Origin of the sequence: Sphingomonas sp. HITSZ_GF (genome assembly GCF_029543155.1) — a bacterium.
Taxonomy (GTDB): Bacteria; Pseudomonadota; Alphaproteobacteria; order Sphingomonadales; family Sphingomonadaceae; genus Sphingomonas.
In genome coordinates, this window is the sequence record NZ_JARQXA010000001.1 from 107,902 (window position 1) to 129,574 (window position 21,673).

The following is a 21,673-nucleotide window of genomic DNA, read 5'->3' on the forward strand; positions in this document are numbered from 1 at the left end:
TTTCCTGTTTTTATCGCGTGAAAGCCTGCGCGTTCCCGGCGTCCACATTGACGATGTTGCCCGTCGATTTGGAAGAGGCTTCGGAAGCGAAGAAATGCACTGCCTCGGCGATATCCTCTGGCAGCACGTCGCGCTTGAGCATCGAGCGGTTGCGGTAATGCGCCTCGAGCTCGGATCCGGGATCGATGCCATAGGCGCCGGCGCGCTCCTTGCGCCAGTCGCCGTCCCAGATCCGCGATCCCTTGATCACTGCGTCGGGATTGACCGTGTTGACGCGGATGCCGTGCGGCGCGCCTTCCAGTGCGAGGCAGCGGGCAAGATGCAGCGCGGCGGCCTTTGCCGAGGCATAGGCGGAGGCGTTGACCGCGGCGGCGAGCGCGTTCTTCGAGCCGATGAACACGATCGAGCCGCCGCCCACCGCGCGCATAAGGGGGAAAGCAGCGCGGGCGCTGAGGAAATAGCCTTCCGCCAGCACATCGTAGTTGCGCCGCCACAATTCCACGCTGGTCTCTTCGAGCGAAGCGGAAGAGGCGATGCCGGCGTTGGCGACGAGGATATCGAGCCCGCCGAACTCGCGGGTGCATGCCTCGAACGCGGCGGCGACCTGGCCTTCGTCGGTGACGTCGCAGGTCTCGGCGCGAACGACGTCCGTGCCGAATGCCTGGGCCATTTCGGCGCGGACGCGCTCGGCGGCCTCCGCGTCGCGATCGACCAGCATCACGCAGGCGCCGTCCTGGAGCAGGCGGCGTACGGTTGCCGCGCCGATCCCGCCCGCGCCGCCGCTCACCAGCGCGATGCGGCCGACCAGCGGCTTCGGCTTGGGCATGCGCTGGAGCTTGGCTTCCTCGAGCGCCCAATATTCGATGCCGTACGCTTCCTTCTCGGGCAGCCCGACATAGTCGCCGATCGCCTCGGCACCGCGCATGACGTTGATCGCATTGCCGTAGAATTCGCCGGCGAGGCGGGCGGTGGTCTTGTCGGCAGCGAAGGTGATGCGGCCGATGCCGGGGACGAGCACCACCACCGGATTTGGATCGCGCATCGCCGGGTCGCCGGGCACGGCGCAGCGCTGGTAATAGGCGGCATATCCCTGGCGATAGGCTTCCAGCGCGTCCGTCAGATAGGCTTCGTCCTCGATCCGGGCCGGATCGAGCGGAAGGGGAGCGATCTTGGTGCGCAGGAAATGATCGGGGCAGGAGGTGCCGATCGGCACGAGCCGGGCGAAATCGCGGCTCCCGATGAATTCGAGCGTCTCCGCATCATCGGAGAAATGACCGATCTTGCCGCGGGCGCCGGGCATCAGCCCGCGCAGCTTCGGCATCAGCTTCGCGGCTGCCGCCGCACGTTCTTCGACCGGCAGGGGCGCGACGATCGCGCCGCCAAAGGCCGGGCCGCGGGCCAGGCGCTCGTTGAGATAGGCGGCGGCATCGGCGATCAGTGCGATCGTGTTGTCGTAACACGCCCTGGCAGTCTCGCCCCAGCAGATGATGCCATGGCCTTCGAGCATGACGCCGCGCAGCCCCGGCCGCTCGGCGGCGAGCGCACGGAGCTGGAGGCCGAGCTCGAAGCCGGGCCGCTTCCAGGGCAGCCAGCCGACCGTGCCGCCCCAGATCGCATCGGTAGCCGCCTTGCCGGCGCTCGATGCCGCCAGCGCGATGATCGCGTCCGGGTGGACGTGATCGACATGCGCATAGGGGAGATAGCCGTGCAGCGGCGTATCGATCGAAGCGGCGCGCGCGTTCAGGTTGAAGGTGCAATGGGGCAGATAGCCAACCATCTCGTCCTCGAACGCCACGCCGCGATAGCGCGCTTCGAGGCCGAGCAGCTTGTCCATGTAGAGCGTGGCGAACCCGTCGAGCTTCATCGAGCCGATGTCGCCGCCCGAACCCTTCACCCAGAGCACCGAGGCGGGAGTGCCGGTAAGCGGATCGGCCATCTCGATCTTAGCCGAGGTGTTGCCGCCGCCGAAATTGGTGACGGTCAGGTCCGAGCCGAGCAGATTGGAGCGATAGAGCAGCAGGTCTTCCGGCGACTTGCCTGCCGCTTCGGCATCCGACCAGCGATTGCGGGGCACGGCGAACGGAATGGTGGATGCCGCGCGCACCCTTGTCTCGTCTTCAAGCATCCGGAATCACTCTCCCCCAGCGCCCGGTTCGGCGCAAAGCATGTCTATCAAGGTGGCTAGCCAGATACAATCAACTTCGCTAAATATCAATCATAACAAAAAGGGGAGGGTGCTTTGGGGGAAGGGCTGAGCGTCGTGCTCGATCTGGGCAAGACCTTGTCGAAGCTCAGCCTGTGGGACGCATCGGGCGCGATGCTGGCGCGGCGGACGCGGCCGAACGGGCAGGTCGAGGCGGTGCTGGGCGGCGAGGCGATTCGCGTACTCGATACTGCGGGGATCGAAGCCTGGGTCGAGGAAGTGCTGCGCGAGTTTGCCGGGCTCGGCCGGGTCATGCGGATCATCCCGGTCGGGCATGGCGCGGCGGCGGCGGTGGTGCGGGATGGGGCGCTGGCGGCGCCGCCACTCGATTACGAGCAGCCGATTCCGGCGGCATGCGTCGCCGCCTATCTGGCGCAGCGCGACCCGTTTGCCCGCACCGGATCGCCGGCGCTGCCCGATGGGCTCAATCTGGGGGCGCAGCTCCATTACCTCGAGACGCTCGTACCGGAGGCGCTGGCCGGCGATGCGCTGATCCTGCCCTGGCCGCAATATTGGGCCTGGCGCCTGTCCGGCGTCGCGGCTTCGGAGGTGACGAGCCTGGGCTGCCACAGCGATCTCTGGTGCCCGGCTACCGGCGAGCCCTCCGCGCTGGCCGTGCGGCGCGGCTGGGCCGATCGGCTGGCGCCGCTGCACAGTGCCGGTGACGCGATCGGCACGCTTGACGCGGAATGGGTGCGCCGGACCGGGCTGCCGGAAGATGTCGCGGTGCATTGTGGGTTGCACGATTCCAATGCGGCGCTGCTGGCCGCGCGGGGCTTTGCCGCCATCGCCGAGCAGGAGGCGACTGTGCTTTCCACCGGCACTTGGTTCGTGGCGATGCGGACGCCGGGCAAGGGCATGCGCGTCGATCTGGCGGCCCTGCCCGAAGCGCGCGATTGTCTGGTCAATGTCGATGTCCACGGCATGCCGATCCCCTCGGCTCGCTTCATGGGCGGGCGCGAGATCGAGCTGCTGACCGGCATCGACACGCGCCGCATCGACATCAACCCGGACCAGCCGGCGATCATCGCAGCGCTGCCGGGGGTGGTGGCGAGCGGGGCGATGGTATTGCCGACGCTTACCCCGGGGGTGGGGCCGTTCCCGGGCGGGGCGACGCGCTGGATCAACCGGCCGGCGGAATCGATCGAATTGCGCGCCGCAGTGTGCCTCTATGCGGCCATGGTCGCCGATGCGATGCTCGACCTGATCGGGACGCGGGAGCGCATATTGGTCGAGGGGCGGTTCGGCGAAGCACAGGCATTCGTCCGCACGCTCGCCACCCTGCGCCCGGACCTGCGCGTGCTCGTCTCCAACCAGCACAACGATGTATCCTATGGCGCGCTGCGGCTGGTCGATCCCATGCTCGCGCCACCTTCGGAGCTGGTCCAGGTGGAGCCGCTCGATTGCGACCTGACCGCCTATGCCGCGCGCTGGCGCACCCTGGTGGCCGGCAGCAGCGAGGCGGCATGAAGGCGGCGGCGATCTCCGATTATCGCGAACTGGCGCGGCGGAGGCTGCCACGCTTCCTGTTCGAGTATATCGATGGCGGCTCCTATGCCGAGGTGACCCTTGGCCGGAACGTGGACGATCTCGCCGCGGTGGCGCTGCGGCAGCGCGTGCTGCGCGACATTTCCGACATCGACCTGTCGACGACGCTTTTCGGCCAGACGCTGGCGATGCCGGTGGCGCTGGGCCCCGTGGGCCTGGTGGGGCTCAACGCGCGGCGCGGCGAAGTACAGGCGGCGCGGGTGGCGGAGGCCGCGGGGGTGCCCTTCACGCTGTCGACCGTTTCGGCATGCCCGCTGGGAGAAGTGGCGGGGGCGGTGACGACGCCGCCCTGGTTCCAGCTCTACATGATTCGCGACCGGGGCTTCATGGTCGAGTTGATGGCGCAGGCGAGCGCGGCGGGCTGCCCCGTGCTGATGTTCACCGTCGACATGCCGGTGCCGGGCACGCGCTACCGCGATTATCGATCCGGCCTCGCCGGCGCACCGGGACTGGGCGGCGCGCTGCGCCGGCTGGGCCAGGCGCTGACGCATCCGCGCTGGGCCTGGGACGTGGGGCTGCGGGGGCGGCCGCACCATCTCGGCAATGTCGCGCCGGTGCTCGAGGGCAAGACCGGGCTCAATGACTTCTTCGCCTGGATGCGAAGCAATTTTGACCCGGCGATTCGCTGGGACGACCTGGATTTCATCCGCAAGCACTGGGCGGGGCCAATCCTGCTCAAGGGCATACTCGATCCCGAGGACGCCCGCGAGGCGGCGGCGCGCGGCGTGGAGGGCGTGGTCGTCTCCAACCATGGCGGGCGCCAGCTCGACGGCGTGCCCTCGACGGCGCGGGCGCTGCCGGCGATTGCCGATGCAGTGGGAGACCGGCTGACGCTGATGGCCGATGGCGGCATCCGGTCGGGGCTCGACGTGGTGCGGATGCTCGCGCTGGGGGCGAAGGGCGTGCTGCTCGGCCGCGCCTGGGCCTGGGCGCTGGGCGGCGCGGGGCAGGCGGGGGTGGCGCATGTCCTGGCGCTGCTTGAGGCCGAGATGCGCGTCGCCATGGGGCTGACCGGGGTCACGCGGATCGACCAGATCGACAAGAGCAATTTGGCAGGGGGGAGTGAGGGATGGGCGGAAATCCGCTGATTGGCGTGCTGTTTCATTGGCTTGGCGGGCTTTCCTCCGCCAGCTTCTACGTTCCCTATCGCCGCATCCGGGCCTGGTCCTGGGAGATATTCTGGCTGGTCGGCGGCATCTTCTCCTGGCTGATCGCCCCCTGGCTGTTCGCCTCGATCCAGACGCACGACCTGCTCGGCGTGCTGGCGCGTACGCCGCAATCGACCTGGCTCTGGTGCTGGTTCTGGGGCGCAATGTGGGGCTTTGGCGGGCTCACCTTCGGGCTGACCATGCGCTATCTGGGCCTGTCGCTCGGCATGGCGGTGGCGCTGGGGCTGACCACGGTGATCGGCACGATGGGGCCGCCGATCTTCCGCGGCACGCTGGGCGCGCTGGCCGGCACGCCGAGCGGGCAGATGACCTTTGTCGGCATCCTGATCACGCTCGCCGGCATTCTGGTCGTCGCCGCCGCGGGACGGCGCAAGGAGCGCGAGATGGCGGGCGCTGCGGCGCGGCAGAGTGTAAGCGAGTTCAACTTGCCCAAGGGCCTGGCCATTGCGGTCTTCTCCGGCGTGATGTCGGGCTGCTTCGCCTGGGGGCTCGACGCCGGCGGGCCGATCCGCGCGGCGACGCTGGCGGCGGGGACCGATCCGCTATGGCAGGGGCTGCCGGTGTTGTGCGTGGTGCTGCTCGGCGGCTTTACCACCAACTTCCTGTGGTGCGGCTGGCTGATCCTGCGCAACCGATCGGCGGGGCAGCTTCTCGGCGCCACCCTGGTCGGCGAGAAGCCGCCGCTGCTGCGCAACTATGCGCTGGCGGCGCTGGGCGGCACGCTCTGGTACTTCCAGTTCTTCTTCTACACGATGGGCGAGAGCCAGATGGGGAAATATGGCTTCTCCTCCTGGACGCTGCACATGGCCAGCATCATCCTGTTCTCGACTTTGTGGGGCTTCGCGCTCAAGGAATGGGCGGGGGTGCGCGGCGGCACCCGGCTGCTGGTTTGGGCCGGCATCGGCGCGCTGTTGCTCTCGACCGTGGTGATCGGCATCGGCAACTATCTCGCGGCATGAGCCCGGCGAGACGGCGCCCGCTGGTCCTGGGCAATTGGAAGATGCACGGGCTGGGCGCCGACCTGGCCGAGATCGCCCGGATCGACGCGGCAGCGGGAGCGCTGGGCGTCGAGGCCGGGCTGATGCTGCCGGCGGCGCTGATCGAGCGGGCGGCGCGACAGGTGCGGGGGCTGGCGATCGGCGGGCAGGACTGCCACCCGGCGGTGGAGGGCGCGCATACCGGTTCCGCCTCGGCGGCGATGCTGCGCGATGCGGGCGCGACGATCACCCTGGTCGGGCATAGCGAGACGCGTGAGGATGGGCTGAGCGTGGCCGCCAAGGCCTGCGCCGCGCAGGCTGCGGGGCTGTCGGTGGTGATCTGCGTCGGCGAGAGCGCGCGATCGGCTGATGCGCGCGCGCTGGTGGCGGCGCAGCTTCGCGCCTCGCTGCCGCCCGAGCTCGACTGGTCGCGCGCCGCGATCGCCTATGAGCCGGTGTGGTGCATCGGCGGGAGTGCCGTTCCGGATGCGGCGCATCTCGTCCGGGTCTTCGCGATGCTGCGAGCCGAGGCGGGCGACGCGCCGCTGCTCTATGGTGGGGCGGTGGATGGCAGCAATGCCGGGGAACTGCTGGCACTGCCGGAGGTCGACGGGCTGCTGGTCGGGCGGGCGAGCCGTTCGGCTGCGGAGTTTGTGCCGGTGCTGGAGGCTGCGGCGGGCTAGGGCGTTCCAACAGGCGGGTTTGCGGCGACTCGGCAAAGGACACGAAGTACACGCCAAGCGCCGGTTTTTCGGGGGCCTATTTTCCCTGTTTTCCCGGGAATGCGATGGATCTCGCAACATCCTTGCGTGCGGGGGTTCCTATCTTTCCTACAGATCAAAGAGCGGTCGGAGCATGAGCCCCGGCCGCATGAGCCAAACAGACGAAATCCTACATTGCAATATGCTTTTCCCGGGCAACCGGCTTTCCCCGGCGAAGGCCGGGGCCCAGCCTTGAAAGCCACCCACCTTGGCGCGTCTTCGCCGCGCACTTTTTTTAGTCTGGGCCCCGGCCTTCGCCGGGAAAAAGAAGAGGAATATCGGCAAATAGCCGTCACCCCGACGCGAGGCCGGGGTGACGGAAGTTGGTGGGTTAACTCTAGTCGATTGCCTTGGTCGCGGTGACGCGGATATCCGCCTTCAGCCGGATATCGTCCGAGGCGCTGCCGACGAGCAGCTGATAGGCGCCCGCGCGGGCGACCCAATGGTGGGTCGCGGTGTCCCAATAGCCGAAGGCACGGGGATCGAGCGCGATCTCGACGGTGCGGGTCTCGCCCGGCGCGAGCGCGACCTTGGAGAAGCCGGCGAGCTGCTTGACCGGCTCGTCGGCCGTGCGATCGGCGCGCGCGACATAGAGCTGGACGACGTCCTTGCCGCCCATCTTGCCGGTGTTACGGACCGAGAGCTTCACCCTGGCCTTCGCACCGGGAGCGATGCTCGCCGGGGCGGTGAGCCCCGCATAGCCGAAGCTGGTGTAGGACAGGCCGTGCCCGAAGGCGAAGAGCGGCGCCACACCGCGGGCCTCATAGCCGCGATAGCCGACGAGCAGCCCCTCGCTGTACTTCGCCTTCATGTCGGTGAGGACCGTCTGGTCGTCGCTGCTCTTTGCCGGGAAGGTGACCGGCAGCTTGCCCGACGGATTGACCTTGCCGATCAGGATATCGGCGAGCGCCGCGGCGCCTTCCTGGCCGGGTAGCCACATGTCGAGAATGGCAGGGACCTGCTTCTCCCAGGGCATGGTCATCGCCGCGCCGGCATTGACGACCACGACAGTGGCGGGATTGGCGGCCGCGACCGCCGCGATCAGCCTGTCCTGCTCGCCGGGCAGGTCGAAATTGGCGCGGTCATAGCCTTCGCCCTCGGTGAGCGAGGCGGAGCCGCCGATGACGATCGCGGCATCGGTACGCTTCGCGGCGGCGACGGCGGCGTCGAAATCGGGCCGGGGCGTGCGAACGCCGAACTTGAGCGCTTCATAGGGCGTCTGGCCGGTGACGTAGTCGAGGCGGATCGGATAGGCCTTGCCGCCCTCGAGCTGGACCTGGACGGTGCGCTGGGGGACGGGGAAGCCGATCACGTCGCGATTGTCGGGCGCCGACGGCGTGGCCTTGTCGAGGATCGTCTTGCCATCGAGCGTGAGCACGCCCGTGCCGGTGCCGCGCACGCTGAATTCATAGGTGCCGGTGGCCGGCGCGCGGAACACGCCCGACCAGCGCATCGCGGCATAGCCGATCACCTTGGCGCTCGCGATGTTGGCGCTGATCCGCTTGGTGAAATCGGTGGCGCGCTGGGTCTTCACCGGATCGCCGCTGAAATCGGGATTGGCGAAATAGGTCGCCTCGAGCCCGGTCTCCCTGCTGTCGGCCGCGGGGCTGAACAGCGCGGGATCGGCGGTTGGCGGGGTCTCTTCGCTATCGACGCCCTTTTCGTAGATCACCTCGACGCCGGGCAGCGCGGCGCGGATCGCCTCGAGCGGCGTGACCAGCTTGTCGAACGGCGTGACCGCCGAGCTGCCGCCGCCCTGGATGCGGGCGATGGCAGCGTTGGGGCCGATCACCGCGAGCGTCTTGATGCCGGGCTTCAAGGGCAGCACGCCGCTGTTCTTGAGCAGCACGATCGCTTCGTCGGCGGCGGCGCGCGCCGCCGCCCGGTGCGCCGCGCCGCCGATCTCGCCCTTGGGCAAGGCGCCGTCGAGCGCGCCGCTGCGGACGATCAGGCGGACGATGCGCCGGGCATTGTCGTCGAGCTGTGCCGGGGTGACTTCGCCCGCGCGCACCGCGGCGAGCAGCTTCTCGCCGAACTTCTGGGCGGGGCCGGGCATTTCGAGATCGAGCCCGGCATTGACTGCGGGCGCAGTGCTGTGGGTCGCGCCCCAATCGGAGACGACGAACCCCTTATAGCCCCATTCCTGCTTGAGCAGATCGGTGAGCAGCCAGCGATTCTCGCTGGCATAGGTGCCGTTGACCTTGTTGTACGAGGCCATGACCGACCAGGGATCGGCCTGCTTCACCACCGTCTCGAAGGCGGGCAGGTAGATCTCGCGCAAGGTCCGCTCGTCGACGACCGAATCGACAAAGAAGCGGTTGGTCTCGTGGTTGTTGGCGGCGAAGTGCTTGATCGAGACGCCGATGCCCTTGCCCTGCACGCCCGCGACATAGCCGAGCCCCAGCTTGCCGGCGAGCAGCGGGTCTTCCGAATAGGTCTCGAAATTGCGGCCCCAGCGCGGGGTGCGGACGATGTTCACCGTCGGCGCGAGCAGCACCGCGGCGCCGTATCCGCGCGTCTCCTCCGCGATCGCGGCACCGACCGATTTCGCCACCTCCGGATTCCAGGTCGCGGCGATGGCGACGCCGACCGGGAAGACCGTGGCGGGCTTGCCCTCGGGCGAGCGGACGCCGGTGGGGCCGTCGGTCACCTTGATCCCGGGAATGCCGAGGCGGGGGATCGACTGGAGCGTCATCGAGCTTTCGCCGGCGAGCAGCGAGACCTTCTCCTCCAGCGTGAGCCGGCCCATCAGATCCTCGACGCGCTTCTCCAGCGGGGCGTTCTTCTCTCGATAGGTCATGCGGTCGGTCTGCGCCTGGGCGAGGGTTGGGGTGCTCGCAATCAACGCCGCCAGGGCGACGCAGGCAAGGATATGCGGTTTGGCCATTATTTGATCGCGGCGAGATCGGCGGCGGTCTTGGCGAGGATCTCGTCGGTGAGCTTGCCGTCCGAATAGGGCTGGAGCTGCTTGAGGCTGAGGCCCTTGAACATCTCGTATTGCGGCAGGCCGATCAGCCCGGGCAGGTTCTTGTCGATCACCGCCTTGCCCTGGGCATCGGCGACGATGTCCTGGATCGGCGTATCGAGGGTGAACTTGGGCGCGGGTGCTGGAGTGGCGGCGGGGCTCGGCGCCGGGGCCGGCGCGGTCTGGGCCATGGCGGCGCCCGGCAGTGCGAGCAGGGCGGCGATCAGAAGCGTGTTCATCATCCTCATCCTTGGCTGGTGGTTGCGAGACCCAGCTCGGCGATCATCGCCTCGCGGATCAGATATTTCTGGACCTTGCCGGTCACGGTGGTGGGGAAGGCGTCGACGAAGCGGACGTAGCGGGGGACCTTGTAATGGGCGATGCGGCCGCGGCAGAAGGCGCGGACCTCCTCCGCGTCGCCGGTCGCGCCGGCGCGCAGACGGATCCAGGCGCAGAGCTCCTCGCCCATGCGATCGTCGGGAATGCCGACCACGGCGACGTCCTCGACCGCGGGGTGGCCGTAGAGAAACTCCTCGATCTCGCGCGGATAGATGTTCTCGCCGCCTCGGATCACCATGTCCTTGAGCCGGCCGACGATGGTGCCGTAGCCGGAAGCGTCGATCACCGCGAGATCGCCCGAATGCATCCAGCCCTGGGCATCGATCACCGCTGCGGTCTTTTCCGGCTCGTCCCAATAGCCGAGCATCACCGAATAGCCGCGGGTGCACAGCTCGCCGGGGGTGCCAGCGGGCACGACCTCGCCGGCCTCGTCGACGATCTTGCACTGGAGGTGCGGCTGGACGAGGCCGATCGAGCCGGTGCGGCGCTCGAGCGGATCGTCGACCGCGGTCTGGAAGCTGACCGGGCTGGTCTCGGTCATGCCGTATGCGATCGTGACCTGGGGCATGTGCAGCCGGTCGATCACCGCGCGCATCAGCGGCTCGGGGCAGACTGCGCCGGCCATCACGCCGGTGCGCAGCGAGGCGATGTCGAAGCGGTCGAACTCGGGATGGGCGAGCAGCGCGATGAACATGGTGGGCACGCCGTAGAGCGACGTGCAGCGCTCGCGCGCGATCGCGGTGAGGGTGGCGCCGGGATCGAAGCCGGCGGCGGGATAGACCATGGTCGCGCCGTGGGTGAGGGCGGCGAGGTTGCCCATCACCATGCCGAAGCAGTGATAGAGCGGCACGGGGATGCAGATGCGGTCGCCGGGCTGGAGGCGCTGCGCCAGGCCGACGAAATAGCCGTTGTTGAGGATGTTGCGGTGGCTGAGCGTCGCGCCCTTGGGCTGGCCGGTGGTGCCGCTGGTGAACTGGATGTTGATCGCGTCGGTGGCGCGCAGATGCGGGGCGATGGTGCGGAGCTTCTCGTGATCGGCCGCGCCTGCATGGCCGGCGACCTGGTGGAAGGGAATCCAGCCCGGATGCGTGGCGGCGCCGATGCAGATGATGCGGCGGAGCGCGGGCAGATCGGGCGCGATCTCGGCGACCATCGCGGCATAGTCGCTGGTCTTGAAGCGATCAGCGAAGACGAGCCCGGCCAGCCCGACCTTGGCCATGGTGAAGGCGGCCTCGCTGGTGCGATAGGCCGGGTTGATCGTCACCAGGATCAGCCCGGCGCGCGCAGCAGCGAACTGGGTGAGCGTCCATTCGACGCAATTGGGCGCCCAGATGCCGATCCGGTCGCCGGGCTCGAGGCCGAGCGCGAGCAGGCCGGCGGCCAGCGCGTCCGCCCGGTCGAGCAACTCGGCAAAGGTCCAGCGGATATCCTGCTCGACCGAGACCAGTGCCTCGCGCCCACCCCAGCGGGCGGCGGCCAGCGCCAGGGCCTCGCCGATCGTGTGCTCGATCAGCGGCGGGGCGTCGGCGCCGTGGACATGGCTGGGCGCGATGCTCATCGCTTGCCCGGCGGGACGCAGGTGAAGCTGGCGGCGTCGTCGGTCGAGCCCTTGCCGTCCCAGCGCGCGACCTTGGGATAGGCGCACAGCGGGCGAGTGCGGACCGGCTTGGCCGGGAAGCCGAGATAGCCGAACAGGTCGTTGTCGAACTTGGTTGCGACGATGGTCTCGGGCGCGGGGCCGCCCTGGCGCCATTTGTCGAGCGTGCCGAGCGCGTCGAAGCTGTTGGGGCCGGGGCCGGCGAGGCAGTGCGACATGCCGGGGGCCATGAACAGGCGCACCGAGCTTTCGGCAGCCTTGCCCAGGCGCTTCCGGACGGCCTGATAATAGTCGATCGTGTTCTCGGGCGCGATCGCGGCGTCGTTCCAGCCGTGATAGAGGATCAGCTTGCCGCCGCGACGCAGGAACGGGCCGATGTCCGGATTGTCGCTGTCGAGGACGGGTGCGAGGCGGCGCGCGGCGGCATAATCGCGCGCGAAGTCGAACGAGGCCGGCTGCCAGTCCGGGTTCGAATGGACCATGTAGCGGAAGAACTCGCCGGCGAAGATGCCGTGCTGCGCCTTGGGACCGGTGAGCCAGACGTCCCAGGCGCCGGGCACCGCTTCGGCACCGGGCATGTAGCCGGGGAAGAACTTGTTGCCCTTCGCATCCACCGCACCGCGATAGAGCGCGCGAGCGGCAGTGACCTGGGGCGCGCTGAGGCAGCCGGGGCCGTCGCCCGCCTTGCACTGGAGCACAACGGGATCGAAGCCGCATTGGCGCGGATCGTCGAGCACGCCGTCCTTGACCCCGTCCTTCGCGTCGCACTGGGCGATCGCGGCATCCTGGAGCAGCTTGAGCTTGGCGTTGGGGATCGCGCTTTCGGGCCGGGCGAAGACGGCGCGGTCGTCGACCATGAAGGCGGTCATCAGCCGGGTCCAGGCATTGGCCGGGGCACCGGCGATGATCGCGTCATAGTCCTGCGGGTAGCGCTGCGCTTCCATCAGCGCCTCGCGGCCGCCGTCCGAGCAGCCCTGGAAATAGGCGGCCTTGGGGGCGGCGCCGTAATAGGCGGCGATCACCGCCTTGCCGGCGCCCGAGGCGAGATGGTTGGCGCGGTGGCCGAAATCGGCGATCCGTTCGGGTTCGTTCAGCGCCCATTTGCCGTCGGTATCGGCGGTGCCGACATGGCCCATGTCGGTGCCGACCGTGGCATAGCCCTTGCCGAGCGCGCCCTGCATGGTGAGCTGCGGGAGCAGCATCGAGCCGCCATAGCCGCCATTGCCGGCGCCGAGCAGCTTGCCGTTCCACGCGGCGGAGGCGGGCAGCCACACCTCGACCTTGATCTTCGAGCGCGGCGTCGGGCTGAGCTCGGCATAGACGCGGCAGAAGGCGGCCTGGCTGGGCAGGCCGGGCGTGCCCTCCTTGGTGGAGACCAGCCCGCCCTTGGCGACCTGCTCGGTCCTGACGACCTTGCCGTCGGTCAGCGTCAGGCCGGTGAGCGCGGCGCAGGCATCGGCGGCCGGATCGGCGGGGGCGAAGGCGGCGACGGGCTCGGGACTGCCGCCCGCAGCGAGCAGCACGGCGGCGACGGCGCCCAGCGCGCCGAAATGGACGATACGGTTCATTTGCGGAGCAACCCCTTTGCCTCGAACCATGATTGCGCGCGCTCGGTCCAGGCATCGGACGGCTTGCCGCTCTTCTTGATGCCGAAGCCGTGGCCGCCCTTCTCGAACGTCACCAAAGTCGCGTCGTCGCCGGCCGCCTTCCAGGCATCGACCAGCCGCCCGGCCTCGGGGCGAACGAGCGGATCGTCCTCGGCGACCATGGCGAGCAGCGGCGGCGCATTGGCGGGCACGGCGAGCGGATCGCCGACCAAGCCGGGATACATCGCCACGACAAAATCGGGCCGGCTGGCGGGCTTGCCGCCGAGCACGGTCCAGAGCGTCACCCCGCCGCCGGCGGAGAAGCCCATCATGCCGATGCGGCCGGGCTTCACGCCATAGTGCGCGGCATGCGCGCGGACATAGCGCACCGCTTCCTCGCCATCGGCAGTGGCGAGCGGCCGAAGCGGCGCGACCGCGGCTTCGAGCGCCTTGAAGTTCATCAGCCGGCGGATCAGCACGCCGCCGAAATCGTCGCCGGTGGGCAGCAGACGGTAGCGCAGGACGAAGGCAGTGATGCCCAGCCCGTTGAGCCAGCGGGCGACGCCGTCGCCTTCGTTGCCGATCGAGAGCAGGTGAAAGCCGCCGCCGGGCGCGACGATCACCGCGGTGCCGTTGGCGATCTTGGGATCGGGCGCGAACACGGTCAGCGTCGGATCGGAGACGTTGCGGGTGATCAGCCCATAAGGCGGGCGATCGGTGGTGACCTGCGCCGGCATCGGGCCGATCGAGCCGGGGGCGCCGTTCGGCCAGAGCCGGATCACTTCCTGCGCATGCGCGGCCGTGCCGGCGGCGAAGAGCGCGATTGGCGCGAGGATCGGGACAAGGCTTCGGATCACGGAGTTCCTCATTGCTTCTTCGCGGCGTCGCGCGCGGCGGCGATCGCCTTGATCTCGGGGGTGTCGGCGGGGGCGATGGCGGCTCCGTCCTTGCCGAACACCAGCATCTGCGCGCCGGGCAGGAAGCGTGGCCAGCCGGGGTCGCCGGTTTTGGCGAAGCGGACCCAGCGATCGGCGACCAACCTGGCGGCGGCGAGGTCGGCCGCGCTGGGCGTGCTGCCGGCGGCGGCGAGATTGTCGAACTGATAGGGCACATCGGTGGCGTGCGAGGCGCCCGCCAGCGTGGCGCGCTTCGCCTCGGCGACATAGCCGAAACGATAGAGCCAGGTCGGCGCGCCGGCGCCTGCCTGGCGGGTGGCGAGCGAGAAGGCGGGCTCGGTGAAGGTGAAGTCGCTGGCGAGACGGCGCTCATAGGCCTCAGGCGAGCCATAGGCGGTGCGCACCGCTTCGGCGCCGGCTCCGAGCTTCTCGCTCGCCTTGGCGACGAAGCCCTTGAGGAAGGGGGCGGGGATGAAGCCCAGCTCGTCGCTGTTCGAGCCGACGATATAGCGGATGCCGCGCGCCTTGCCCGCGGCGAGCAGCGCGTCGGTGTCGCCGGTGACGATGCGGCCATCGGTCATCGGGCCGGAATAATGGGCCTCATCGGGGTTGAGCAGGCTGATGCCGCCCTGGACCTTGTCGGCAGGCAGGGCGCGCAGCGCGGCAAGATCGTCGCCCGCGACGCCCATCTTCGCGGCGAAGGCCAGCCCCTTGGCTTCACCTGCCGCGAGATCGGGCCAGCTGTCGCGCCCGCCGCCCGACGCGGCGATCGCCTTGCCGAACAGCCCCTTGGCCGCGGGCGAGACCATCAGCCGATCGACGGACTCGCCGCCGGCGGATTCGCCGAAGACAGTGACGTTCGCGGGGTCGCCGCCGAATACCGCGATGTTGCGCTTCACCCATTGGAGCGCAGCGATCTGGTCCATCAGCGCCCAGTTGCCGGTGGCGCTGCCCGCCGCCTCACGGCGGAGGGCCGGCGTCGCGAAGAAGCCGAAGCGGCCGAGGCGATAGTTGAAGGTGACGACCACCACGCCGCGCGCCGCCAGCCGGGTGCCATCGAGGATCGCCGAGCTGCCCGATCCGGTCGAGAAGCCACCGCCATGGATATAGACCATCACCGCCAGCTTGGCGCCGGCGCGCGGCTGCGGCGTCCAGACGTTGAGGAACAGGCAGTCCTCGGACATCGGCAGCGTGGTGTTGGCAAGGTCGCCGGGCATGCGCGCCTGGACGCAGTCATTGCCATAGCCGGTGGCGTTGCGCGTGCCGGTCCAGGCGGGAGCGGGCATCGGCGCATGCCAGCGCAGCGGGCCGACGGGCGCCGCCGCATAGGGAATGCCCTTGAAGCTGGTGACGCCCTGCGCGGTGACGCCGCGCAGCGTGCCTGCGGGTGCGCGTACCTCCTGCGCCTGGGCAGTGCCGGCGAGCAGCAGGGCGAGGGCGAGCAGGGAGGTTCTCATTTGCGGCCCTCGGTCACGAAGGTGAAGCTGCCGGGGCCAGTGGCATAGACGGCCGCGGCATCGGTCTTGCGCAGCAAGGTGGCGCCGTCGGGAAGGGCGGTGAGCGCGCCGAAGCGGGCAGGCACCCAGATCTCGCCGGTGGCGTTCATCGGCACGGTGGCGGTGAGGGTCAGGCGGCCCTTGTCGACCTGCCAGCCCGCGCGCGCCTCGCCCTGCGGCGTCGCCATGGTCGCGGAGGCCGAGGCGAGGCCATCAGGGATCTCCGGGCGGACCTGGACGATGCGATAGCCGGGCGCGCCGGGACGCAGGCCGGCGAGGCGCTGGCGCATCCAGTCGGCGATCGAGCCGAAATAATGATGGTCGCGCGAGCGGGCATTGAGGCTCCACGCCTCGAGCATCGTGCCGTGGCCGCTCTTCAGCCAGAAACCCCAGCTCGGCTCGTCGGTGCGCGTGGCGACCTTGTAGGCGAGGTCGGCATGGCCATGGTCGCTGAGGATTTCGAGCAGGTAGCGCGTGCCGAACACGCCGGCACGCAGGCCGCGCGCCTCGACATCGGCGGCGATCGTGTCGGCGACCTTCTGCTCCGCGCCGTCGGGCACCATGCCGAAGGCCAGCGGCAGGATGTTCTGCGACAGGGTGGGCCCCTTGGTCGCGCCCTTGTCGTTGAGCGTGCGGTACCAGCCGTTCGCCGCGTCCCAGTAGCGGGCGTTGTAGGCACGGCGGATATCGGCGGCGAGCGCGGCATAGCGGTTCGCATCGGCGCGGTTGCCGATCACCGCGGAGGATCTGGCGAGCAGGTCCGCCTCATGGAAGAAATAGGCGGTGGTGATCGCATCGATCCCGCCATTGTTGCTGGCGAAGATGTCGAGCGGGCCGGGCGCGCTCCATTCGCTGAGGCCGCTGGTGTGGCGATAGTCGGGTGCCTTGAAGACCGTGGCGGTATAGTCGACCAGCCGCTGCTGCATGTCGTGCATCCGCGCGAGGATGCGGGTGTCGCCTTCGGTCTGGTACAGCTCCCAGGGCAGGATCATCGCGGCGACGTCCCACGGCGTCGACGGGCCCCAGACGAAGGACCAGCCGGGTGTGCCCTCATAGCCATACCAGGGCGTGGCGGGGACGATCTCGGGCAGCTCGCCGCTCGGCGCCTGGGCATCGGGATAGTCGTTCAGCCACTTGGTCCAGACCCGCGCGATGCCGAGGCTGCGCGCGGCGGCACCGGCCGAGGCCTGGGCATCGCCGGTCCAGCCATTCTTCTCATAGGTCGGCGTATCGGTCTGATAGCCGTGCATGTTGTTGAGGATGGTGCGGATCGCCGCCTGGTCGATCTGGCCGAGCAGCGGGTTGGCGCTGGTGAAGTCGCCGACCTTGGCGACCGAGGAATGGGCGACCCGGCCGGTGAGCGTCGCCAGCGTCGGCGTGCCCGGATAGCCGCGCAGCTCGACATAGCGGAAGCCGCGATAGCCGAAGCTCGGCTCCCAATGCTCGCGGCCCTTGCCCGCCAGCGTGTAGCGATCGGTCTGCAACTGCGCGTCGATCAGGCCCGAGGCGGGGACGACCATGCCCTCGTCATTGATCCGCTCGCTGGCGACGAGCGAGACGGTGGTGCCGCGCGGGCCGGTGACGTCGAGCGCGGTCCAACCCGAGAAGATGCGGCCGAAATCATAGACCCAGACGCCGGGCTTCACCTGGGTGAGCGCAACCGGCGCGAGTTGCTCGACCGGGGCGATCGGCTCGACATTGGCGGCGACGAGCTTGCCCACGGGGCCCATGACCTGCCGGGCAGCGCTCCAGCCCCGGGGCGCGAAGCCGGCACTGTCCCAGCCGGTGGGGAGGAGGCGGGCATCGTAGCGCTCGCCGCGATGGACGGAGTCGCCCAGGGTCGGGCCCGAGATCGCCTGCCAGCTTGCGTCGCTGGCGATCGTCTGGCGGGTGCCGTCGGCGAAGGTGACTTCGAGCTGCGCCTTGAGCGCGGGCTCGCCGTGCCACGGCGCCTGGTTGAAATACCATTCGTTCGGATCGGTGAGGCCGTACCAGCCGCGGCCGAGCTCGGCACCGATCACATTCTGCCCGGCGCCGACACGCGCGGTGACGTCGTAGCTCTGGTAGAGCACGCGCTTGTCGTACGCGGTGAAGCCGCTGGCCATCGCGCTGGCGCCGACGGTACCGCCGTTGAGGTGGAGCCGCGGCCAGCCGGCGCCGGCGACATAGAGCCGGGCGGCGGCGATCGTCTTTGCCGGCAGGGTGAACGCCTTGCGGACGAGCGGGGCGGGGGCCTCGATCGGCAGGACGATGTCGATATTGGGCACGCCCGCCGCGACGGTGAGCCCGCCGGCCTCGACCGTGCCGCCGACAAAGGGATTGTCGTTCGCGGGGAAACGCGTGGCGAAGGCGGGGCTGCCGGTGCCGGTGACGCGCACCGCATGGATGGTCGCGGCATTGGCCTCGCGCGAGGAAAAGCCGATCGTGCCGTTCGCCTGGCCGGCGTCGGTGGTGAAATCGACCTGCTTGCCGTCGATCGCAGTGGCGATGCCGGTGCCGGTGGCGGTGATCGTCACCCTGTGGCGCACGCCCCTGAGCGCAATGCCGGTGAGCGGCACGCGCTTGAGCTCGGTGGTCTTGACGCCCGAGCTGCTGCCGCCGGGATAGTGGCGGACGCGCGCGATCAGCACCGGGCCGGTCTTCTCCTCGGCGAGCGTCCAGACATAGGCCTCACCATAGGTCTTGCCGGCGGCACGGGCGCGGAAGAGCAGGTCGAGCGCGGTGCCGTTGAGCGTCAGGTCGGCTTCGAAGCGGAGGTCTCGCCAGTCATGGTCGCGGCGCGACGGGCCGGCGATCCAGTGGCCCGACCAGTCGGCGGGCGCGAGCAGGCCCATCTCCCACCAGCCGGGCTTGCTCCAGCCGCTCTCGTGGCCCTCGCCGTCCCAGGTCTTGACCTGCCAGGCATAGCGGGTGCGCGCGGCCAGTGCCGGGCCGGCATAGGGGATCTGCGCATTGTCCGCAGAGGCGATCCTGCCGCTGTCCCATATCGGCTTGCCCGCAGTGGAGACGCGGATCCGGTAGGCCGCCTGGCGCTTCGCCGGGGAATGCCAGGCGAAGCGCGGAGCAGGCTCGTCGATGCCGAGCGGAGCATCGGTATATTCGACGGTCAGTGCCGTGGGGGCCGGGTCGCCGTCCTGCGCCGCGGCAGCCATGGCGGAGATGAGCGCCATGGCCGCTGTGCCCGAGGCCAATAGAGTACGCATTGCCCGGGCAGACCATGAAAGCGACACCGGATCCCTTTCTTCAGAACCTGGTCCGGACGCCAAAGGTGACGAGCCGTCCCAGCGTGCTGCCATTGGTATAGGCGGCGCTGCTGTTCAGCCAGGGCGGATCCCGATCGAAGAGATTGTCGACATTGAGTGTGAGCATCGCGCCCTTGAGGAAGCCGTGCTCGCCCAGATCATAGGCGAGGAAGGCGTCCACCGTCTGGAACGATCCCACCCGGGTCTGCGGCGTCACGCCCAGGATCGGGAAGCCGCCCTTGTAGTTGTACGACGCCGAAGCGATGAACCCGCCGGCCTTGCCGCCCAGCGTGGCGACGAAGGCAGTGCGGCCGACGCCGTTCCTGAGATCGTCGGTGAACGTCCCGCCCGCGACCGCCTGCGACTTGCGGCCCAGCGTGTAGGTGCCGGCGATGCTGGCGTTGACCGCGCCGAAGCCGGTCTTGCGGACATAGGACAGGTTGAAGTCGAGCCCGTCGGTGTTGACCGCGCCAAGATTGTTGCGGCGCGCATCGATCAGCACATAGGGGCCGAGCGGGCCGCTATAGAGGCTGGCGATGCTCGGTGCGCCGACCACCGACAGGCTGCCCACCGCCGCCTGGGTCTGCGCCAGCGTCGGGTTGATGATGTAGAAGCTGGCATAGTTGGTGTTGGTGAACAGCGTGGGCGAGAGGAACGGCGCCAGGCCGATCGCGTCCTTGAACTTCACATTGTAGTAAGTGAGGTTCGCCACCAGCCCGGGCACCGCATGCGGCGCCCAGTCGAAGCCGGCGGACCAGGTGTCGGCGCGTTCGGGCTTCAGGTTCGGATTGCCGCCCGCCAGCACGATCGTGGTGCGCAGCGGATCGGTGGGCGCATAGCCAGGCTTGAGGAACGGACTGTAGGGCAGCACGGTCGCCCGCGAGTCCGAGGTGCTGGTGGTGTCGGCAAGGCTCGGCGCGTGGAACGAGGTGCCGTAGTTGCCGCGGATCGTCAGGTCGTCGAACGGCTTGTAGTTCAGGCCGATCTTCGGATTGGTGGTGCCGCCCTGGTCGCTGTAATCGTCATAGCGCACCGAGGCCGAGAGCTGCAGCCCGCGCAGGCCGGGGCTGCCATTCTCGGCGCCGACGATCGGGATCATCAGCTCGCCGAATGCCGAGCGTACGTCGCGCGAGGCGTGCGACATCCTGGCGTTGGCATAGGAGCCGATCGCGCCCTGGGCGATGCGCGAGCTGATGTTCTCATAGTGATATTCGACGCCGAGCGCGACGCGGATGTCGCCGCCGGAAAGATGTGCCAGCGACCCGTCGAGGATCAGCCGGCCCTCGGCCAGCTCCTGCGTCGCGTCGCCGTAATTCTCCCAATTGGCGATCGCGGCAAGCGCGGCGGGGCTGCTCGCCGACAGATTATAGGGGTTGAGCGCGACGCCCGGGATCAGGCCGGCCAGCGCGAGCGTGGCGGTGGTAGTGTCGAGCGCGGCTTCGCGGACCAGATTGTAGCTGCGGCCGAAATTGCTCTCCGCGCGCAGCTGCCAGCCCTTGCCCAGCGTGAAGGTGAGGGAGGGGGTGGCGCCGTAGGATTCGAAACGCTGCTTGCTGGTGAGGCTGTTGCCGAAGACATTCGCGAACGAAAAGGACGCATTCTGCTGAAATTCGCCGGCGATCGTGTGGAAGAAGGGGTTGAGCAGGCTGATCGTGCCCGACAGCATGCCCTGGTTCTGCTTCACCACCGTATCGCGGCGCGACCAATAGGCGGTCAGCGAGAAATCGGTGCTGCCGTCGAGCTGCTGGGTGAGCGAGCCGAACACCGAATGCCGCTCCTCGCGCGGGAACAGATCGGCATAGGCATTCTGGTCGCACTTGTTGACCGTGCCGGCAGTCAGGCCGGGCAACGCATAGGTCGTCGCGCCGACGGTGATGTTGCCCGGCGCGCAGGTGGTGACGCGGAAATCGCCGCCGCCCTTCGAGCGCCGATCGGCCGAGCTATAGTCGCGGTCGATGCCGAGCACATCGTCGTGATGGACATAGGAATAGGCGAGGAACAGCGAGCCGCTGCCCCAGTCCTTGCCCGCAGTCAGGCTGCCGTCGACCGCCTTGTAATCATCGGCGATGCCATAGCGGACATTGGCCGAGACGCCGTCGAAGCGCTTGCGGGTGATGAAGTTGACGACGCCGCCGATCGCGTCCGAGCCATAGATGGCCGAGCCGCCGTCGGGGACGATCTCGACGCGCTCGAGTATGTCGGGCGGGAGGATCGAGGGATCGACCGTGGTCTGCAGGATGCCGGCGCCGACGCCGCGATGGCCGTTGATCAGCACCAGCGTGGTGCTGCCGCCCGAGGCGCCGAGATTGCGGATATTGGGCCGCATCACCGGCAGGCCGAACGAGCCGGAGCCGACCGGGATCGTGCCGAAATTGCCGACCTGCGGGATCTTGGCGAGCAGATCGTTCGACGAGGTGACGCCGCGCGCGGTGATCGTGTCGCGGTTGACGCCGATCACGTTGGTCCCGGTCGGCGCGACGCCGCGCAGCAGCGTGCCGGTGACGATGATGTTTTCCTGCTGCTCGGCCGTGGTGTCTTCGGCCTGGGCTGCCTCGGTAGTAGCAGTGGCAGTGGCGGGCGCGGTCTGCGCGTGCGCCGCGCCTGCGGCCAGCATCGTGGCAAGCGCCAGCATCGAAAGCCCCGCCTGCTTCACCCCTCCGCGCGCACGCAGCGCCTGAATCTCGATGGTCATATTCCCTCCCCAATTGGTCCTTCGGACTCTCTTTCCCGCAAGGGCTTGGCCGCCCCGCGGACGTGGAATCGCTCATGCGGCGACTTTTTCCACAATCATTCAATCTCGATCTTTTTCGATCATGTCAATGATCAAATTTGTTCGTGCCAGGTGTGTGGCGGAGGTGTGTGGGGGCGTGCGGCTGCACCCGATCGAGGCCGCG

At 68.9% G+C, this 21,673-nt stretch carries 13 protein-coding genes; 4 read left to right on the forward strand and 9 right to left on the reverse strand.

Translation table 11 applies throughout. The annotated features are described in order from the left end of the window. Positions 1 to 10 precede the first annotated feature (10 nt). Positions 11 to 2,125 carry a bifunctional rhamnulose-1-phosphate aldolase/short-chain dehydrogenase gene (locus P6144_RS00560; protein WP_277765777.1) on the reverse strand — a complete coding sequence of 705 codons (2,115 nt, stop codon included), beginning with the start codon at positions 2,123 to 2,125 and terminating at the stop codon, positions 11 to 13. A 114-nt stretch (positions 2,126 to 2,239) separates the two neighbouring features. Here P6144_RS00560 and P6144_RS00565 point away from each other — a divergent pair, with 114 nt between their 5' ends. The 4 genes from P6144_RS00565 to P6144_RS00580 are packed head-to-tail and all read left to right on the forward strand — an operon-like array spanning position 2,240 to position 6,580. Then, positions 2,240 to 3,673, forward strand: coding sequence for a carbohydrate kinase (locus P6144_RS00565; RefSeq protein ID WP_277765778.1), 1,434 nt, complete (start codon positions 2,240 to 2,242; stop codon positions 3,671 to 3,673). Next, positions 3,670 to 4,839 (forward strand): FMN-dependent L-lactate dehydrogenase LldD, encoded by a 1,170-nt coding sequence (gene lldD / locus P6144_RS00570; protein ID WP_277765779.1) that lies wholly within the window; start codon positions 3,670 to 3,672, stop codon positions 4,837 to 4,839. The genes P6144_RS00565 and lldD overlap by 4 nt, the downstream gene beginning before the upstream one ends. Further along, positions 4,821 to 5,879, forward strand: a complete 1,059-nt coding sequence (gene rhaT / locus P6144_RS00575; RefSeq protein WP_277765780.1) for an L-rhamnose/proton symporter RhaT — start codon at positions 4,821 to 4,823, stop codon at positions 5,877 to 5,879. The genes lldD and rhaT overlap by 19 nt, the downstream gene beginning before the upstream one ends. Continuing rightward, positions 5,876 to 6,580: a triose-phosphate isomerase family protein gene (locus P6144_RS00580; protein ID WP_277765781.1), complete on the forward strand. Its 705-nt coding sequence runs from the start codon at positions 5,876 to 5,878 to the stop codon at positions 6,578 to 6,580. Before rhaT ends, P6144_RS00580 begins: the two co-directional genes overlap by 4 nt. A gap of 415 nt (positions 6,581 to 6,995) precedes the next feature. Here P6144_RS00580 and P6144_RS00585 read toward each other — a convergent pair whose 3' ends face one another. Genes P6144_RS00585 through P6144_RS00620 form a run of 8 tightly spaced genes read right to left on the reverse strand, consistent with a single transcriptional unit; the run spans position 6,996 to position 21,471 of the window. Next, positions 6,996 to 9,545 (reverse strand): glycoside hydrolase family 3 C-terminal domain-containing protein, encoded by a 2,550-nt coding sequence (locus tag P6144_RS00585; protein WP_277765782.1) that lies wholly within the window; start codon positions 9,543 to 9,545, stop codon positions 6,996 to 6,998. Continuing rightward, positions 9,545 to 9,865: a hypothetical protein gene (locus P6144_RS00590; RefSeq protein WP_277765783.1), complete on the reverse strand. Its 321-nt coding sequence runs from the start codon at positions 9,863 to 9,865 to the stop codon at positions 9,545 to 9,547. Before P6144_RS00590 ends, P6144_RS00585 begins: the two co-directional genes overlap by 1 nt. A 2-nt stretch (positions 9,866 to 9,867) precedes the next feature. Beyond that, the gene (locus P6144_RS00595) at positions 9,868 to 11,520 is read right to left on the reverse strand and encodes an AMP-binding protein (protein ID WP_277765784.1); all 1,653 of its coding nucleotides are present in this window, start codon (positions 11,518 to 11,520) and stop codon (positions 9,868 to 9,870) included. After that, complete coding sequence (locus P6144_RS00600; protein ID WP_277765785.1) at positions 11,517 to 13,127, reverse strand: tannase/feruloyl esterase family alpha/beta hydrolase; 1,611 nt, start codon at positions 13,125 to 13,127, stop codon at positions 11,517 to 11,519. Before P6144_RS00600 ends, P6144_RS00595 begins: the two co-directional genes overlap by 4 nt. Next, positions 13,124 to 14,002: an alpha/beta hydrolase gene (locus P6144_RS00605; protein WP_277765786.1), complete on the reverse strand. Its 879-nt coding sequence runs from the start codon at positions 14,000 to 14,002 to the stop codon at positions 13,124 to 13,126. Before P6144_RS00605 ends, P6144_RS00600 begins: the two co-directional genes overlap by 4 nt. Before the next feature lie 8 nt (positions 14,003 to 14,010). Further along, complete coding sequence (locus tag P6144_RS00610) at positions 14,011 to 15,498, reverse strand: carboxylesterase family protein (RefSeq protein ID WP_277765787.1); 1,488 nt, start codon at positions 15,496 to 15,498, stop codon at positions 14,011 to 14,013. Then, the gene (locus P6144_RS00615; protein ID WP_277765788.1) at positions 15,495 to 18,740 is read right to left on the reverse strand and encodes an alpha-L-rhamnosidase; all 3,246 of its coding nucleotides are present in this window, start codon (positions 18,738 to 18,740) and stop codon (positions 15,495 to 15,497) included. The genes P6144_RS00610 and P6144_RS00615 overlap by 4 nt, the downstream gene beginning before the upstream one ends. Positions 18,741 to 18,780: 40 nt before the next feature. Next, the gene (locus P6144_RS00620; RefSeq protein WP_277765789.1) at positions 18,781 to 21,471 is read right to left on the reverse strand and encodes a TonB-dependent receptor; all 2,691 of its coding nucleotides are present in this window, start codon (positions 21,469 to 21,471) and stop codon (positions 18,781 to 18,783) included. Positions 21,472 to 21,673: the final 202 nt, after the last annotated feature.

Coding starts and splice junctions, on each gene's coding strand:
- lldD (WP_277765779.1), top strand. CDS start 3,670: ATGAAGGCGGCGGCGATCTCCGATTATCGCGAACTGGCGCGGCGGAGG.
- P6144_RS00580 (WP_277765781.1), top strand. CDS start 5,876: ATGAGCCCGGCGAGACGGCGCCCGCTGGTCCTGGGCAATTGGAAGATG.
- P6144_RS00610 (WP_277765787.1), bottom strand. CDS start 15,498: ATGAGAACCTCCCTGCTCGCCCTCGCCCTGCTGCTCGCCGGCACTGCC.
- P6144_RS00600 (WP_277765785.1), bottom strand. CDS start 13,127: ATGAACCGTATCGTCCATTTCGGCGCGCTGGGCGCCGTCGCCGCCGTG.
- P6144_RS00620 (WP_277765789.1), bottom strand. CDS start 21,471: ATGACCATCGAGATTCAGGCGCTGCGTGCGCGCGGAGGGGTGAAGCAG.
- P6144_RS00615 (WP_277765788.1), bottom strand. CDS start 18,740: ATGCGTACTCTATTGGCCTCGGGCACAGCGGCCATGGCGCTCATCTCC.
- P6144_RS00560 (WP_277765777.1), bottom strand. CDS start 2,125: ATGCTTGAAGACGAGACAAGGGTGCGCGCGGCATCCACCATTCCGTTC.
- P6144_RS00590 (WP_277765783.1), bottom strand. CDS start 9,865: ATGATGAACACGCTTCTGATCGCCGCCCTGCTCGCACTGCCGGGCGCC.
- P6144_RS00585 (WP_277765782.1), bottom strand. CDS start 9,545: ATGGCCAAACCGCATATCCTTGCCTGCGTCGCCCTGGCGGCGTTGATT.
- rhaT (WP_277765780.1), top strand. CDS start 4,821: ATGGGCGGAAATCCGCTGATTGGCGTGCTGTTTCATTGGCTTGGCGGG.
- P6144_RS00595 (WP_277765784.1), bottom strand. CDS start 11,520: ATGAGCATCGCGCCCAGCCATGTCCACGGCGCCGACGCCCCGCCGCTG.